Here is a 16,231-nt window from a genome sequence, read left to right as displayed (position 1 = left end):
CCGGAAATCTAGGGTTGTCCCTAGGGATGGGTGGTGGGGCGCGGCAGAAGATGCGCGAAGAACGTGTTCACGATCTCCCAGGGGTCGCGCAGCGGTCTTTGCGGGATGGGATGCTAGGCGCGGTGCGCAGTGGATAGCTCGGCTATCCACAAGCGCCGCAACGCAGCAGACCGCCCGCAAAGACCACCGCCCGAAGGGTTGTAGCGAAATCGGGCGATTGGACGCTCCGGCTGCTTGGATGGGCATGAGCCCATGCGGCGCACCCGAAGCATCCACTCATCCCGATTGCGCTCCAACGCGATCCCCTGCGAGATCGTGAACACGTTCTTGTCCAGCCAAAACCTATTCAGGAGACAGCCAGATGCAAGTCCAGTTCACGGTCAACGGGCGCGCTGCCAGTGTTGACGTCCCCCCCAATACCCTGCTTGTCCATGCGCTGCGAGAGCACCTGCTGCTCACCGGCACCCATGTGGGTTGTGACACCAGCCAGTGCGGGGCGTGTACGGTGCATGTGAATGGCAGGGCCGTCAAATCCTGCGCCATGCTGGCGGTGCAGGCCCAGGGGGCCGAGGTGACCACCATCGAAGGCATGGCCACCCCCGACGGCACCATGCACCCCATGCAGGCCGCGTTCAAGGAGTGCCATGGCCTTCAGTGCGGCTTCTGCACCCCGGGCATGGTGATGAGTGCGGTGGACCTGTGCAAGAACCACCCCAACGCCAGCGAAGGCGAGATCCGCGAGCTGCTCGAAGGGAACATCTGCCGCTGCACGGGCTACCAGAACATCGTGCGCGCAGTGCAGGTTGGCCAAAAGGCCATGGCTTCAGCGTAAACACACAGGAGAAGAACCATGGGTGCATCCGACTTTTCCAAGCTGCCGCACATCGGCGAATCGCTCAAGCGCAAGGAAGACTACCGCTTCCTGACCGGCGCGGGCCAGTACACCGACGACGTGGTGCTGGCCGCGCAAAGCCATGCGGTGTTTGTGCGTTCGCCGCACGCCCACGCCAAGATCAACAGCATCAACGTGGAAGGCGCCAAGGCCGCGCCCGGCGTGCTGGGCGTGTTCACTGGTGCCGACGTGGCGGCCGACAACATCAACGGCTTGCCTTGCGGCTGGCTCATCACCAGCACCGATGGCCAGCCCATGAAGGAGCCGCCACACCCCATCCTGGCGCAGGGCAAGGTGCGCTATGTGGGCGACCATGTGGCCATGGTGGTGGCCCTCACGCAGCAGCAGGCGCGTGATGCGGCCGAGCTGGTGGAGGTGGATTACGACGTGTTGCCCGCCGTGGTCAGTGTGGCCGATGCGGCCGCAGGCACCGTGGCCGGCGCAGGGCTGCATGACGCAGCGCCGGACAACCATTGCTACAAATGGGCCATTGGCGACAAGGGCGCGGTGGACGCCGCATTTGCCAACGCCGCGCACGTGACGAAGCTGGATCTGGTCAACAACCGCCTCATCCCCAACGCGATGGAGCCCCGCGCCGCCATTGGCTCCTACAGCCGCGCCAACGACGAATACACGCTGTACGTCAGCAACCAGAACCCGCACGTCGAGCGCTTGCTCATGACGGCGTTCGTGATGGGGCTGCCCGAGCACAAGGTACGCGTGATTGCGCCCGATGTGGGGGGCGGCTTTGGCTCCAAGATCTTCTTGTATGCCGAGGACGTGTGCCTGACCTGGGCGGCCAAGAAGCTCAACCGCAACATCAAGTGGGTGGCCGATCGCAGTGAGTCTTTTGTGTCGGACGCGCATGGCCGCGACCATGTGAGCCATGCCGAAATGGCGATGGACAAAGACGGCAAGTTCCTGGCCATGCGCGTGCACACCGACGCCAACATGGGCGCCTACCTCAGCACCTTTGCCAGCGCAGTGCCCACCATCCTGTATGCCACCTTGCTGGCAGGCCAGTACACAACGCCGCAGATCTATGTGGAGGTGGATGCCTGGTTCACCAACACCGCACCAGTCGATGCCTACCGCGGCGCAGGCCGGCCCGAGGCCACCTACCTGCTGGAACGGCTGGTGTCGCGCTGTGGCTGGGAGATGGGCCTGGGCCAGGACGAAATCCGCAAGCGCAATTTCATCACCAGCTGGCCCTACCAGACGCCCGTGGCACTGCAGTACGACGTGGGCGACTACCACGCCTGTATGACGCAAGCGCAGGAACTGGCTGACGTGGCGGGCTTTGCGGCGCGCAAGGCGGCCAGCGAGGCCAAGGGCTTGAAGCGTGGCATCGGCTACAGCAGCTACATCGAAGCGTGTGGGATTGCGCCGTCGAACATCGCGGGCGCCCTGGGCGCGCGCGCAGGTCTGTTTGAATGCGGCGAAGTGCGTGTGCATCCCACCGGCAGCGTGACGGTGTTCACCGGCTCGCACAGCCACGGCCAGGGGCACGAGACCACCTTTGCGCAGGTGGTGGCCGCGCGCCTGGGCATCCCGGTGGAGAACGTGGACATCGTGCACGGTGACACGGGCCGCGTGCCGTTTGGCATGGGCACCTATGGATCGCGCTCCATCAGCGTGGGCGGCGCGGCCATCATGAAGGCGCTGGACAAGATCGAGGCCAAGGCCAAGAAAATTGCTGCGCATTTGATGGAGGCCAGCGACGCCGACATCGACTTCAGCGGCGGCGAGTTCACCGTGCGCGGCACGGACAAGAAGATCCCGTTCGGCCAAGTGGCGCTCACGGCCTACGTGCCGCACAACTACCCGCTCGACAAGCTCGAACCGGGGCTCAACGAAACCGCGTTCTACGACCCGACCAACTTCACCTTCCCTGCAGGCACCTACATCTGCGAAGTGGAGGTGGACCCGGTCACAGGCAGCACCCGCGTAGACAAGTTCACGGCCGTGGACGACTTCGGCACCATCATCAACCCCATGATCGTGGAGGGCCAGGTGCACGGCGGCCTGGTGCAGGGCATCGGCCAGGCGCTGATGGAAAACTGCGTGTACGACCGCGAGACGGGCCAGCTGCTGACCGGCAGCTTCATGGACTACGCCATGCCGCGCGCCGACGACTTCCCCGAGTTCAAGCTGGGCCATGTGTGCACGCCTTGCACCCACAACCCGCTGGGCACCAAGGGCTGCGGCGAGGCGGGGGCGATTGGCTCGCCTCCGGCGGTGATCAATGCGGTGCTGGATGCACTGCGCCCGCTGGGGGTTAAAGAGTTCGACATGCCCGCATCGCCACACCGTGTGTGGGAAGCGATTCAGAGTGCCAAAGCCTGAGGAGAACCAGCATGTACGCATTCACCTTTGAAAATCCCTCCTCCACCGCCGCCGCTGCACAGCTCATCGCCCAGGGCGGCAAGCTGCTGGCCGGTGGCCAAAGCCTGCTGCCGTCGATGCGGCTGCGCCTGGCCAACCCCGAGAAGATCGTTGACCTCAACAGCATCCCCGAGCTGGCGGGCATCCGCCGCGAGGGCAACGCGCTGGTCATCGGCGCCATGACGCGCCACATCGATGTGGCCAACAGTGCAGACGTGAAGGCTGCCATTCCCGCACTGGCCGACCTGGCCGCGCACATTGGCGACCGGCAGGTGCGCGCACGCGGCACGCTGGGTGGTTCGGTGGCCAACAACGACCCAGCGGCGTGCTACCCCAGCGCCGTGCTGGGCCTGGGCGCCACAGTCATCACCAACCAGCGCGAGATTGCGGCCGACGACTTTTTTGTGGGCATGTACACCACGGCGCTGGAAGAGGGCGAGATCATCACCGCCATCCGCTTCCCCATCCCCAAGCGCGCTGCGTACCTCAAGTTCAAGCAGGCGGCCTCGCGCTTCTCGCTGGTGGGCGTGTTTGTGGCGCAGACCGACGGCGGTGTGCGCGTGGCCATCACGGGCGCGGCTAGCAGCGTGTTCCGGCATGCGGGGCTGGAGGCAGCGCTGAACCAGAGCTTTACGCCAGCATCGGCGGCGGCGGTGAAGATCGATGCAAGCGATCTCAACGCTGACATCCACGCCAGTGCGGCCTATCGCGCCAACCTTATCAGCGTGCAGACCCAAAGAGCAGTAGCGCAAATCCTGGGCTGATGGGGGATAGCACCCGCGCCCGGCATACTGCATCCAGGGGCGGGTGTTTGAAGGAAATTGGCCTCTAGCGCTTTTCTATCAAGCGCTATTAGCTATAGAAACTATAGTAATGAACGCTTCCCCTCCCGTGCCCGTGCCCGTGCCCGTGCCCGTGCCCATGACCGCGCCTGCGCTGTCCTCCATCGACGCCCTGGTGTCGGCCTTGCAGGGCGTGGGCTATTTTGCCGACCGGCGGCTGGCCACGGCCGTGTTCCTGGCGCTCAAGCTGCAGCGCCCGCTGCTGCTGGAGGGCGAGCCCGGCGTGGGAAAGACGGCGCTGGCCCAGGCGCTTGCCAAGGTGCTGGAACGCAGCCTGATCCGCCTGCAGTGCTACGACGGCCTGGAGCAGCGCGAGGCGCTGTATGAATGGAACTACGCGGCCCAGCTCTTGCACATGCGCGCAGCGGAAGGCAAAGGCAGCGCCGACATGGCGCAGGTGGAGCGCGAGGTCTACCAGGACCGCTACCTCATCCGACGCCCTTTGCTGCAGGCGCTGCAGGCGCCAGAACCCGGCGCCGTGCTGCTGATCGACGAAGTGGACCGTGCCGACGAGCCCTTTGAGGCGTTTTTGCTCGAGTACCTGGGCGAGTACCAGGTGAGCATTCCCGAGATCGGCACCGTGCGCGCCACGGCCACGCCGGTCACCATCCTCACCAGCAACCGCACGCGGGATCTGCACGACGCCGTCAAACGCCGCTGCTTGTACCACTGGCTGGACTACCCCGAGCGCGAGCGCGAACTGGCCATCGTGCGTGCGCAGGTGCCGGACGCCAGCGCGGCTTTGGCCACCCAGGTGGCGGATTTTGTGGGCCGCCTGCGCAGCCAGCCGTTTGCCAACGCTTTTCAGCGCGCGCCGGGCATAGCCGAGAGCGTGGAGTGGGCCAAGGCGCTGGTCGCGCTCGACACCATCGTGGTGGACCCCGAAGTGGTGTCCGACACCGCGGGCATCTTGTTCAAGCAGCGCGAGGACGTGGCTGCGCTCACGCGCGACATGGCGGCGCAGTTGCTGCAACCCGCTGAGGCCGATGCCTGAGGGCTCAACCGTGGCAGAGGTCAAAACGATTTCCCAGCTGGGCGATGCCCGCACGGGCAAGCTCGCCGACAACCTCAGCGGTTTTGGCCGCACCCTCCGCCGCGCTGGTGTGCGCGTGGACGCCGCCCGCATGGCGCTGGCCCAGCAGGCGGTGATGCTGGTGGGCCTGCGGCGCGAGGATTTCAGCGCCGCACTGGAGGCCGTGCTGGTCAGCCGTGAGCAGGACCGTTTGATCTTCCGCGAGTTGTTCGACGCGTACTTTCGCAATCCCAACGTGGCGCAGAAGCTGCTGGCGCAGATGCTGCCCAGCGCTGAGTCCAAGGCCGAGCCCGCCAAACGCCGCCCGCGCGTGAGCGAGGCGCTCGCCCCCGTGCGCGCCGCCCGCAACACCCCCCCGCCGCGCGAGGACGAGAAGATCGATTTCGACGCCGCCATGACGGCCAGTGACCTGCAGCGCCTGCGGCAGGCCGACTTCAACCAGCTCTCGGCCAGCGAATACCTGCTGGTGGAGCGCCTGGCGCGCGAGGTGCCCTTGCCCCTGCCGCGCTTCGCCGCCCGCCGCACCCGCCCCGGTGGGCGCGGCAGCCGCCCGCACTGGCCCGGCGCCATGCACCACGCGGCCCGCAACGGGGGCGAGGTGCTGCGCATCCCGCTGCTGCAGCGGCGCCAGCAACCGCTGCCGCTGCTGGTGCTGGTGGATGTGTCGGGCTCCATGGAGCGCTACGCGCGGCTGCTGCTGGCGTTTTTGCATGCCGCCACGGCACCGCGCCACACCGGCGATGCCGTGCGCCGCGACGTGTTTGCGTTTGGCACCGGGCTGACCGACCTCACGCCCGCCTTTCGCCTGGCCGACACCGACGCGATGCTGCAGGTGGCCAGCCATTCCATCAATGATTTTGCGGGGGGCACCCGCATGGGCGACAGCCTGGCCCAGCTGCGTTTGCAGCATGCCCGGAGGCTGGTGGGGCGGCGCACCCTGGTGCTGCTGATCAGCGACGGGCTGGACACCGGCACGCCCGAGGTGCTGGCGCAGGAACTGGGCTGGCTGCGCCGCCATTGCGGACGCCTGCTGTGGCTCAACCCCTTGCTGCGTTTTGAAGGCTATGCACCCACGGCACGCGGCGCCTCCGAACTGCACCGCCAGGCCCACGGCATGGTGGCCGTGCACAACCTGAGCCGCTTGCAGGATCTGGCGGCCAGCCTGGCGGCCGTGCTGCGGCAGTGACCGATTTCAGAGATAACCAGACAACACCAGACAACACAAGGAACCCACCATGGAAATGCAAGCCAGCCGCACCCTCGCCGTGAGCCAGCAGCAGGCCTGGGAAGCGCTCAACGATCCTGAGGTGCTCAAGCTGTGCATCCCCGGCTGCGACAAGGTCGAGGCGACCGGTGACAACCAATACGCGGTCGCCATGGCGCTCAAGATCGGCCCCGTGTCGGCCAAGTTTGCGGGCAAGATCACGCTGTCGGACATCGTGCCGCCAGAGAGCTACACCATCGCCTTCGACGGATCGGGTGGTGTGGCGGGTTTTGGCAAGGGCAATGCGCAGGTCAAACTGGTGCCTTTGCCCGCGGATGCCGCTGGGCAGGAAAGCTGCGAGCTGCACTACACCGTGCATGCCACGGTGGGCGGCAAGATCGCTCAGCTGGGACAGCGGCTCATCGACGGCGCGGCCAAGAGCATGGCAGAGGATTTTTTCAAGCGCTTTGACAACGAAATGCAAAGCCGCCATCCGCGCGCGCCGGCAGACGATGGTGCGGCATCCTCTGAAGCGCCCACCGAGCCTGGGGCACTGGCGGCGTCGGCGGGGGAGGATATTCCCCCCAGCGGCATTCCGGTTTGGGTGTGGGTGGTGGGCGCGGCGGCGCTGGTGCTGATAGCCTGGGCAATCAATTGACTCCTCCTGAGCCGCTTCGCGTCTTCCCCCGGAGGGGGACGCCTCCGGTGGACCGGCAAAGCCGGATCCACGGTGGCGCTGGCCTGGGCGCCGCGCGGTTTCAGACGCAGCGGGCGTAGATGGGAATATCTGAATAAGCGGCAGAAATGAATTGGTGACGGAACGATGGAAAACCTGGATGTGATGGTGTTGCGCACGCTGCAGGGCTGGCGGGCCGCCGGGCGGCGGGCGTTGCTGGCGACGGTGGTGCGCACGTGGGGCTCTTCACCCCGGCCGGTGGGCTCCATCATGGCGCTGTGCGAAGACGGTTCGGTGGTGGGGTCTGTGTCGGGCGGGTGCATTGAGGACGATCTGATTGACCGCCACACCCGGGCCTATGCGCAGGGCGCGCCCACGGCGAATGCGGTCGGAGACAAGGATCACCGTATTCCCAGCGGCCCGCCGACGTTTGTGAAGTACGGCGTCACTGCCGACGAGGCGCACCGCTTCGGCTTGCCCTGTGGCGGAACGCTGGAGCTGTTGCTGGAGTACGACCCGGCCCCGGAAAGCCTGGCAATACTGATCACCGCGCTGGAGGCTGGGCGCCTGATGCAGCGCAGCGTGCGCTTGGTCGACGGCGCGGTCACGCTAACGCCTGCGGCAGCGCCCACCGAGCTGGTGGTGGATGCTGAGCGGCTTACCAACACCTTTGGGCCCGAGTACCGCATGCTGCTGATCGGCGCAGGCCAGCTGGCGGAATACCTGGCCACCATGGCGCTGTTCAACGGGTTTGCGGTAACGGTGTGCGACCCGCGCGAGGAATACCGGGGTAGCTGGAACGTGCCCGCTGCCACGGTGGTGAGTGACATGCCCGACGATGTGGTGCTGGCCTTCAAGCCCGACCGACGCAGTTGCGTGGTGGCCCTCACGCACGACCCCAAGCTCGATGACTTGGCGCTGCTGGAGGCGCTGAACACGGATGCGTTCTATGTGGGTGGCATAGGCTCGCGCCGCAACAACGAGGCGCGCCGTGCCCGCATGATCGAACACTTCGACCAGACCGAGGAGAGCCTGGCGCGCCTGCGCGGGCCGATCGGTATCTACATCGGCAGCAAGACACCACCCGAGATTGCGGTGAGCGTGATGGCCGAAATTTTGGCCGTCAAAAACGGTGTCACCCTGCCGCGCGACATGGAAGTGGCCCAGGCCAAGAATGACCGGGAGCTGGCGCACAACGACCCCGGTGCGCTGGTGTGTGGGGTGCGCGCCGCGTAGTGCTAAAGCGGCCTGGACCGCCGCTGCAACTGCTGCCGCACATGGTGCAGCAGGCCATCACAGGCGTCTTCCACCAGGTCCAGCACCTCCTCAAAACCAGCGGCCCCGCCGTAGTACGGATCGGGCACCACGGGGCTGTCGAACCGTTGGCAGAACTCTGTCATTCGGCGCAACTTGCGGGCGTGTTCGGGTGGACAAAGGTCTTGCGCAAGGGCCAGGTTGTCCCAATCCATCGCCAGAACCAGATCGTGGCGTTCAAAGTCGTTGGCCAGCATCTGCCGAGCGCGCAGATCCGACAGGTCATACCCCCGTTGCGCCGCATGGCGTTGGGTCCGCTCGTCCGGTGCCTTGCCGGGGTGGTAGTTGTGGGTGCCTGCCGAGTCCACACGCACCTGGCTGGCCAAACCACTGTGAACCACCTTGTGCCGGAACACGCCGTGGGCCGTGGGGCTGCGGCAGATGTTGCCCATGCACACAAAAAGCACCGAGTAGGTAGCGACGCGGTCAGGCATCTCTGTGATCCCGACGATGTTCAGGCGGACATCACCACCGGGCCACCCTTGGCAATGCCGCGCTGGTACGCGGGGCGGGCCTCCATGCGCTGCTTGTAGGCCAGAAGGTAGGGGCACGCACCGGCCTTGCTGGCGCGTGAGAGGGCAGCCTCCACCGCAAAGCTCATCTGAAAATCGGCCATGGTGAGGTGCTCGCCCGCAAACCAGCGGTGCGTGCCCAGGTGCTGCTCCATGAAGTCGAGCGCGGTGTTCACATTGGGGTCGATCAATTTCTCCTGCACCGTGCCGCACAGTGCCTTGGCGATGGGCTTGACGAAGAACGGCATGGGCTGGGTGGGGATGGTCATGAACACCAGCTTCATCACCAGCCAGTTCATGAGCGAGCCTTCGGCGTAGTGCATCCAGAAGCGGCACTGGCGGTACTCTGGCGTGCGCGGCGCCGGTTGCAGGTGGGCCAGGTCGCCGCTCGCCTGGGCTCCGTAGGTTTCCACCAGGTATTCGATGATCGCGCCCGACTCGGCGATGACCTCTTTGCCGTCGGTGATCACCGGTGATTTGCCCAGCGGGTGGATCTTCTTGAGTTCGGGCGGGGCCAGCTTGGTGGCCTTGTCGCGCTGGTAGATTTTCAGCTCGTAGGGAACACCCAGTTCTTCGAGCAGCCAGAGAACGCGCTGCGAGCGCGAGGTTTCGAGGTGGTGGACGGTGATCATGGGTGAATATTGGCACAGGTTGCCGGAGCAAGGCGCCACCGGCCGGGTGGTGTGAAAGCCCCAGAAAGCAAAAAGCCCTCTGGCGAGGGCTTTCTTGCAAGGAACCAACCGCAGTCGGCCCGTGGCGATCTGGCGATCAGCCGCCCTTCTTGGAGCGCTTGCCAGGGTTCTTCTTGCTGCGGGTTGCCACACCGCGTTCCAGGCTCACGCGCTGGCCACGGCCGGGAGTGGCCAGGGTGTAGCCGGGCACGGGCGTAGGGCGGGGGGTGCGCTTGCGGTCTGCTTCGGTGACGATCTTGTTGCCCATGGTAGGTCTCTGAGTTGGTGGAAAAAGGAGAGATTTTAGGCCACAGCCGGGTTGCCGGGCTTTCAAAGGTGTTTGGCAGGTGTTTTGTGGGTGCTCAGGCCGCCACAAAACCTGCGGCCACACCCGCCGCCACACCTGCGCCGTGGTCGGTGGACAGCGCTTGTGTGCAATGGCGGGGCAACTCAAAACCCCGCGCGGCATCCTGAATGGCCATCGTACGGATCACGGGGGGCTTGGCCCACACGCCACCGAAGATGGTGGCAAAGGCCACATCGGCCGCATCCCTCCCCACACCAAACCGCAGCAGGCCCATGGGGATCGCCGTGCCAGACGGGTCAAAGATGTACCAGCGGTCGCCCAGGTACACCTCGACATAGGCATGAAAGTCGGGGGGGCCCAGGGCCGGGTCAGCGCCGTAGTCGGTTCCGGTGGTGAAGCGGGCCGGGATGTTGATGGCGCGGCACAAGGCAATCATGAGGTGGGCGAAGTCACGGCACACGCCCACCTGCTCCACCAGCGTGTCCACCGCAGAGGTGTTGGAGTTGGAAGTGTTGGAGGTGAACGCCACGTGCCGCTGCACCCAGTCGCAGATCGCCTGCACGCGGCTGTGCCCTTGCCACAGCGCACCAAACTCGTTCGTCGCCAGGCGCAGCAGCCGGTCGGACTGGCAATACCGGCTGGGGTAGATGTAGCCCATTACCTCTTGCGGCAGGCGCCGCACCGGTACTTCTGCCAATTGGGAGGGGTCGATGCGGTAGTGGTTGATATCGACCGTGGCTGAATACGACAGCTCGAGCGTGCCGGGCTCTCCATGCAGCCGCAGGTAGCGGTTGCCCGTGGCTGGATCGGTATGAATGTGGTGGGCAATGGGCTGGTTGATGACCAGGCGCTCTGCGCTTACCGACTGGTTGGGTGTCTGCGCCGCGTGGATGTTGAAGACAAAATCGGCACCATGCTGGTCCACCTCGTAGCTCAGATCAATCTGCAGCTCCATGCGTACGCGGTCATGGCTTGGCTGGTCTGCAGGGACTGTGCCGACTTGCTGGGCGGGGTAGGGGGCAGGCCAGGTGGCAGCGTTGCGGGTATTTGACTGCGGGGGAGGGCTTTGGGTGTTTGCCATGGGCATGTCCTTCGTGCACCGCGTTCCGGGGCATCCGGCACAGCAGCGTGGCTTGAGGATAGTCCTTTCCCCCGCGCCCGATGTAGGCGAACGACCCGCCGCCATGCCCGCCCGCTACCCATTCGCGGGAAGCCGCCAGGTCACCCCGTCAGGCGGGTATGGAAAGACGCGCCAGGACCTCGACGTTGCCACTGCGATCTGCCCGGAGAATCAGCCCCTCGCCCGAGCTGGTGTTGGTATTTGCCAGGTCGGACAGCACAAACATGTGGGTGAACCACACTTCGAAACGACCGGGCTGAGACGACGCTGTGGCCAGCGCTGTACGCAGTTCACGCAGGTGGGCAGCACCGGTGGTCTCCGGGCTACCCCGGGGCGACCCGAGTGCCGCCCAGACCTGCGGCGTACCAAAGGCGAGGGTGGCACTGTCCACGCAGCGACACCAGGGGCTTGATAAAACCTTGCCAGGTTGGAGTTGGCGCTGCTGAAACCACGCCCCCACGCTGCGTGCCTGTGCGCGGCCTTCTTCGCTCAGATTGCGCTGGGTGCTGCAGTCACCCAGGCGGAATCCTGGGGGGTCAAACGTGCCGGGGGCCAGCGAGTGGCGGAAGGCTGCCACCACCCCGCCCTTGCGCAACAAGGCTTCGGCATCCGCGTCTTGCGCCGCCCAGCCGCGCAGGCTGGCCAAGGCCAGCCCGGCGCTCAGCACCGCACGGCGGGCAATGCGGGGCTCAGGCGGCAGGCTGGAAGGCATAGCCATTGCCAGAAGCCGCCATGCGGCCAAACGCAGGGAACGGGAAGTGGAAGCCGCCCAGCATGGCATTGCTGGCGGTGATGCGCTGGAACACATCGCGCCGCACCTTGCGCGCAGCCTCGGCGTCCATGTCAAAGGTCACAGCCCAGTCGGGATTGCGTGCGAACAGTGCAGGCACATTGGTCAGGTCTGCCACGTAGAAGAACTTCTGGCCCGACGAGGTCAGCTCGAACAGCGTATGGCCCGGCGTGTGGCCATAGGCCGCCACAGACTTGATGCCCGGCGCCACTTCCGCATCGGCCGCAAACTGCACCAGCGTGTCTGCGGGCATGGTGGCAAAAGTGCGGCGCACGTTATCGAATGCACCCTTCATGCCAGCGGGCGCAGCGGCCATGCGGGCGTCGTCCATCCAGAACGCGTGTTCGGCGGCGGGCACCATCACCTTGGCCTTGGGGAAAACCAACTCACCGGCCTTGTTGCGGATGCCGTTGATGTGGTCGCCGTGGTAGTGGCTGATCAGCACGGTGTCGATGTCGGCTGCCTGCATGCCCGCCGCGCGCAGGCTGTCGAGCAGCTTGCCGGTGGTGGCGCCACCAAACTCGCCCAAGCCGGTGTCGATGAGGATCTTGCGCGCGCCTGCCACCACCAGAAAGGGTGTGTAGGGCACGTCGATGTAGTCGGTGGGCAGTCCTTGCGATGCCAGCAGCGCACGCACCTCGGTCAGCGGCGCGTTCTTCACAAATTCCTCTCCCAGCGGGCGGCGCGTGATGCCATCGTTCAGCGCAATCACCTCCACATCGCCCACCTTCATGCGGCGAAAGCCGGGGCTGGGCAAGGTGGGGGTTCCGAAGTTGGGCGCGTTCTGGGCCCACACGGGGACAAACGAGCCCGCTGCGTAAACGGTGGTGGCCAGGCTTGCACCCAGGAAGTGGCGGCGTGACAGCATGAAACTCTCCGGTCTTGAGTTGAACTGATGAGTCGCAACTGTAGCGATGCCCGAGAGATTGCCGCTTGCCGACGCGCTAACCTGTTCGCAACGTGGGGCTTTTGCTGGTAATTGGGGCTATGGAGGCTATTCGATCGCGAAGGCGTCGCGCAACGCACCGCAAAAGTCAGCATTTCCGCTGATTGTCAAGGTGATCGTGGTCCGGGGTGGGGCGGGGTTGCCTGGCGCCGCACGCAGTTGCCCGGCGTTGTCATCAAACGTCAGCACCAGCGGTGTGCGGATCTCCTGCACGCCTTGCAGGTCGTAGTGCCATATGCCCCCATCTTCCGACGGGCCGCAGGCATCGGGCCAATGCTGGTGCGCCCAGACCAGTACGGCGCTGATCTCTGCATGTAATGCGGGAATCTGCGCGGGCTGCACGCTCGCCATGGCGTCAAACGTACCTACGCCGTCCGCGTCTTCGCTGTAGTCAAAATCCAGGTAGTTCAGGTTCATGGTGTCCGTTAAAGAGATGTCATGTCCAGGTACGGCCCAGCGCCTGGGCGGCTTCGCCCAGGCGGGTCACCTGCTGTAGCGCCTGCGCCAGCGGCATGCGTGCCGCCGGTGCTTGCAGGGCCACGGCGCAGCGTACCTGCCGCCGCCCGCTGCCCAGCACAGGCACAGCCACACAAACGAGACCGTCCACAAACTCTTCGGCATCTGTGGCGTAACCCTGCCGCAGGATCTGCTCCAGCTCGGCCTCCAGGGCGGTGCGGTCGGTCAAAGTGGTGGCCGTGTGGCGGGTCAGCGGCAGTCCGTTCAGGATCGCCGCCCGGCGCGCGGCTGACAGGTGGGCCAGAAACAGCTTGCCGCTGGCCGAGCAGTGGATGGGCACGCGCGTGCCGGGCCGCAGCTCCATGCGCAGCGGAAAGGCCGACTCCACGCGGTCCAGGTAGATCACCTCGGCGCCGCTGAGCGCCGTGAGGTTGCAGCTCTCGCCAATATCGGCCACCAGCTGGCGCAGCACCGCATGGCGCACGCCATGCTGGGTGCCCGCGCTGAGCGTGCTTTCGGCCAGGCGCAGCAGGCGGGGTGCGGGGGTGTAGCGGCGCCCATCGGGCTCGCGCGCCAGCAGGCCACCGCTTTCGAGCTGGCCCAGCATGCGGTGCACGCTGGGTTTGGGCCAGCCTGTGGCCTCGATGGCGTCCGCCAGGCTGAACGGGCGACCATGGGCGCACATGATTTCCAGCAGTTCAAACAGACGCAGGCTGGGGGATGAGTTGGTCATAAATCCCGGAATTCGAGACGAATCCATAAAACATTTCGGGATTATTGAGCATTGTGGCTAAGCTGCAAACCAACATTTCACGGGGTGCTCATGGCGGCGACTTTTCGGAACGCGGTACTCACAGGCGCTTGTGGTGGCCTGGGCCAGGCCCTGGCGCGGGAGCTGATCGGCCAGGGCGCCGCCGTGGCGCTGGTGGGGCTTCACTTGCCCACGTTGCAGGCACTGGCTGCGCTGGCGCCTGGGCGCTGCGCGGTGTACACGCCCGATGTGTCCGACAGCACGGCGATGCAGGCCATGGCGGCCGACTGGATGGCGCGCTCGGCCGCGGTGCCCGACCTCGTCATTGCCAACGCGGGCGTGGCAGGCGGCTTTGACACTGCCGAAGCCGACGACCTCGCGGTGCTGCGCCGTATGCTGGAGATCAACCTGCTGGGCGCGGCCACCACCTTTCAGCCGTTTGTGAAAGCCATGCGCGCTCAGCGGCGCGGCGCCCTGGTGGGTGTGGCCAGCATTGCGGGCTGGCGCGGCATGCCGGGCAACGGTGCCTATTGCGCGAGCAAGGGCGGGCTCATCCGCTACCTGGAGAGCCTGCGTGCCGAGCTGCGCGGCGAATCCATTGTGGTCAGCACGGTGAGCCCTGGCTACCTTCGCACCGCGCTCACGGCGGGCAATCGTTTTGCCATGCCGGGCCTGATGGAGCCCGAAGCCGCTGCCCGGGCTCTGCTGGCGGGCGTCGCGCAAGGTCGTACCCACATCGTGCTGCCCGCGCGCATCGGCTGGTTGGCCCGCTTGCTGAACCTGTTGCCCGACGCCCTGCACGACCGACTTCTGCTGGGCCAGCCGCGCAAGCCGCGCGTGGGCGAGGCGGGGGCCACGGCCATTCCGGGCCTGCCGTTGCCTGCAGAGACACCGATACACAACGAAAGCAAAAACGCATGACAACGGAGACAACACCCACTGTGGCAGATACCCGCACCCAGATCGCTCTGATAGGCGCAGGCCCCAGTGGCCTGGCGGCTGCGCGCAACCTGCAAAAGCTGGGCGTGCCCTTCCAGGGCTTTGAGGCACACACCGACGTGGGCGGCCTGTGGAACATCGAGAACCCGCGCAGCACGGTGTATGAGTCCGCGCACCTCATCTCCAGCAAACACACCACGGAGTTCACCGAATTCCCCATGCGACCCGAGGTGGCCGACTACCCCAGCCAACGCGAGATGCGGCAGTACTTCATGGACTTTGCCGCGCACTTTAGTTTGCGCCCGCACTACTGGTTTGGTACCCGCGTGCTGAAGGTCGAGCCCGTGGGCGAGGGCGCAGCGCCGCTGTGGCGCGTCACCTGGAGCCAGCACGGCGGACCCGCGCAGACCGCAGAGTTCAAGGGCGTGGTGATTGCCAATGGCACGCTGGCCGAGCCCAACATGCCGCGCTTTGAAGGCCAGTTTGATGGCGAACTGCTGCACACCAGCGCCTACAAAAGCGCCGAGCTGTTCAAGGGCAAACGCGTGTTGGTGGTGGGCGCGGGCAACTCGGGCTGCGACATAGCCGTGGATGCGGTGCATTACGCGCGCAGCGTGGATCTGTCGGTGCGGCGCGGCTACTACTTCGTCCCCAAATACGTGTTCGGCCAGCCCGCCGACACGCTGGGGGGAAAGTTCAAGATGCCGCCCTGGCTCAAGCAGAAGATCGACAGCGTGGTGCTGCAGTGGTTCACCGGCGACCCGGCGCGGTTTGGCCTGCCCAAGCCCGATTACAAGATGTACGAATCGCACCCCGTGGTCAACTCGCTGGTGCTGCACCACCTGGGTCACGGCGACATTCATGTGAAGCCCGATATTGCGCGCCTGCAGGGCCACACCGTGTTTTTCAAGGACGGTAGCGCGCAAGACTACGACCTCGTGCTCTGCGCCACCGGCTACAAGCTGCACTACCCTTTTATCGACCACAGCCTGCTCAACTGGAACGGCATGGCGCCGCAGCTGTACCTCAACATCCTGTCGCCGCGCTTCGACAATCTGGCGGTGATGGGGATGATCGAGGCCAGCGGCATCGGCTGGCAGGGCCGTTACGAGCAAGCGGAGCTGGTAGCGCGCTTTTTCAAGGCGCAGTCAGAAGGATCGCCGCGCGCCGAGGCCTTGCGCCAGGCCAAGGCCGGGCCTCCACCCGATCTGTCGGGTGGCTTCAAGTACCTGAAGCTCGAACGCATGGCGTACTACGTGCACAAGGACACCTACCGCAACGCGGTGCGGGCAGCGGCCGCTGCCCTGGCATGAAAGCCCCCCTGAGGCGCTGCGCGCCTTCCCCCCGCTCTCGCAGCGCTGCGCACTGCGGGCAAGGGGACGACGCCCTCGCT

The 16,231-nt window shown here is 65.7% G+C and carries 17 protein-coding genes; 9 read left to right on the top strand and 8 right to left on the bottom strand.

Going from position 1 to position 16,231, the window contains the following annotated elements; translation table 11 throughout:
* Window positions 1-361: 361 nt before the first annotated feature.
* The 7 genes from ACQ4MJ_RS13960 to ACQ4MJ_RS13930 all read left to right on the top strand — a co-directional run bounded on the left by ACQ4MJ_RS13960 (window position 362) and on the right by ACQ4MJ_RS13930 (window position 8,268).
* On the top strand, window positions 362-832 hold the full coding sequence (locus tag ACQ4MJ_RS13960; RefSeq protein ID WP_055396291.1) for a (2Fe-2S)-binding protein: 471 nt from the start codon (window positions 362-364) through the stop codon (window positions 830-832).
* Window positions 833-850: 18 nt separating this feature from the next.
* Window positions 851-3,238 carry a xanthine dehydrogenase family protein molybdopterin-binding subunit gene (locus ACQ4MJ_RS13955; protein ID WP_431152301.1) on the top strand — a complete coding sequence of 796 codons (2,388 nt, stop codon included), beginning with the start codon at window positions 851-853 and terminating at the stop codon, window positions 3,236-3,238.
* Between the two features lie 11 nt (window positions 3,239-3,249).
* Window positions 3,250-4,041: an FAD binding domain-containing protein gene (locus tag ACQ4MJ_RS13950; RefSeq protein ID WP_431152302.1), complete on the top strand. Its 792-nt coding sequence runs from the start codon at window positions 3,250-3,252 to the stop codon at window positions 4,039-4,041.
* A 157-nt stretch (window positions 4,042-4,198) separates the two neighbouring features.
* Complete coding sequence (locus ACQ4MJ_RS13945) at window positions 4,199-5,113, top strand: AAA family ATPase (RefSeq protein WP_121507169.1); 915 nt, start codon at window positions 4,199-4,201, stop codon at window positions 5,111-5,113.
* Window positions 5,106-6,338, top strand: coding sequence for a vWA domain-containing protein (locus tag ACQ4MJ_RS13940; protein ID WP_431152303.1), 1,233 nt, complete (start codon window positions 5,106-5,108; stop codon window positions 6,336-6,338). Before ACQ4MJ_RS13945 ends, ACQ4MJ_RS13940 begins: the two co-directional genes overlap by 8 nt.
* 49 nt (window positions 6,339-6,387) lie before the next feature.
* On the top strand, window positions 6,388-7,014 hold the full coding sequence (locus ACQ4MJ_RS13935; RefSeq protein WP_218299136.1) for a CoxG family protein: 627 nt from the start codon (window positions 6,388-6,390) through the stop codon (window positions 7,012-7,014).
* A gap of 165 nt (window positions 7,015-7,179) precedes the next feature.
* A complete protein-coding gene (locus tag ACQ4MJ_RS13930) occupies window positions 7,180-8,268 on the top strand; it encodes an XdhC family protein (protein WP_431152304.1) in 1,089 nt (362 codons plus the stop codon).
* A 2-nt stretch (window positions 8,269-8,270) separates the two neighbouring features.
* Here the strand turns inward: ACQ4MJ_RS13930 and ACQ4MJ_RS13925 are convergent, their stop codons facing one another.
* The 8 genes from ACQ4MJ_RS13925 to ACQ4MJ_RS13890 form a co-directional block, all read right to left on the bottom strand.
* Entirely contained in the window at window positions 8,271-8,780 is a 510-nt protein-coding gene (locus ACQ4MJ_RS13925) for a low molecular weight protein-tyrosine-phosphatase (protein ID WP_121507166.1), read from the bottom strand.
* 20 nt (window positions 8,781-8,800) lie between these two features.
* The gene (locus ACQ4MJ_RS13920) at window positions 8,801-9,490 is read right to left on the bottom strand and encodes a glutathione S-transferase family protein (RefSeq protein WP_431152305.1); all 690 of its coding nucleotides are present in this window, start codon (window positions 9,488-9,490) and stop codon (window positions 8,801-8,803) included.
* Between the two features lie 136 nt (window positions 9,491-9,626).
* Window positions 9,627-9,797: a hypothetical protein gene (locus ACQ4MJ_RS13915; protein ID WP_162995995.1), complete on the bottom strand. Its 171-nt coding sequence runs from the start codon at window positions 9,795-9,797 to the stop codon at window positions 9,627-9,629.
* Between the two features lie 94 nt (window positions 9,798-9,891).
* Window positions 9,892-10,791 carry a transglutaminase-like domain-containing protein gene (locus tag ACQ4MJ_RS13910; RefSeq protein ID WP_121507164.1) on the bottom strand — a complete coding sequence of 300 codons (900 nt, stop codon included), beginning with the start codon at window positions 10,789-10,791 and terminating at the stop codon, window positions 9,892-9,894.
* Window positions 10,792-11,065: 274 nt separating this feature from the next.
* Complete coding sequence (locus ACQ4MJ_RS13905; RefSeq protein WP_431152306.1) at window positions 11,066-11,668, bottom strand: histidine phosphatase family protein; 603 nt, start codon at window positions 11,666-11,668, stop codon at window positions 11,066-11,068.
* The gene (locus ACQ4MJ_RS13900; protein ID WP_121507162.1) at window positions 11,646-12,614 is read right to left on the bottom strand and encodes an MBL fold metallo-hydrolase; all 969 of its coding nucleotides are present in this window, start codon (window positions 12,612-12,614) and stop codon (window positions 11,646-11,648) included. Before ACQ4MJ_RS13900 ends, ACQ4MJ_RS13905 begins: the two co-directional genes overlap by 23 nt.
* 126 nt (window positions 12,615-12,740) lie before the next feature.
* On the bottom strand, window positions 12,741-13,109 hold the full coding sequence (locus ACQ4MJ_RS13895) for a hypothetical protein (RefSeq protein WP_431152307.1): 369 nt from the start codon (window positions 13,107-13,109) through the stop codon (window positions 12,741-12,743).
* Window positions 13,110-13,128: 19 nt separating this feature from the next.
* Window positions 13,129-13,881 (bottom strand): IclR family transcriptional regulator, encoded by a 753-nt coding sequence (locus tag ACQ4MJ_RS13890; protein ID WP_426306914.1) that lies wholly within the window; start codon window positions 13,879-13,881, stop codon window positions 13,129-13,131.
* Between the two features lie 90 nt (window positions 13,882-13,971).
* Here ACQ4MJ_RS13890 and ACQ4MJ_RS13885 point away from each other — a divergent pair, with 90 nt between their 5' ends.
* Together ACQ4MJ_RS13885 and ACQ4MJ_RS13880 are read left to right on the top strand one after the other, a co-directional pair.
* A complete protein-coding gene (locus tag ACQ4MJ_RS13885; protein ID WP_431152308.1) occupies window positions 13,972-14,820 on the top strand; it encodes an SDR family oxidoreductase in 849 nt (282 codons plus the stop codon).
* A complete protein-coding gene (locus ACQ4MJ_RS13880; RefSeq protein ID WP_055396272.1) occupies window positions 14,817-16,151 on the top strand; it encodes a flavin-containing monooxygenase in 1,335 nt (444 codons plus the stop codon). The genes ACQ4MJ_RS13885 and ACQ4MJ_RS13880 overlap by 4 nt, the downstream gene beginning before the upstream one ends.
* Window positions 16,152-16,231 lie beyond the last annotated feature (80 nt).

It is taken from the genome of Acidovorax facilis (genome assembly GCF_050626955.1).
In the GTDB taxonomy this organism is placed as follows: domain Bacteria; phylum Pseudomonadota; class Gammaproteobacteria; order Burkholderiales; family Burkholderiaceae_C; genus Acidovorax; species Acidovorax facilis.
Note: the sequence above shows the minus strand (reverse complement) of the source record. Positions and strands in the feature narration are given on the sequence as shown.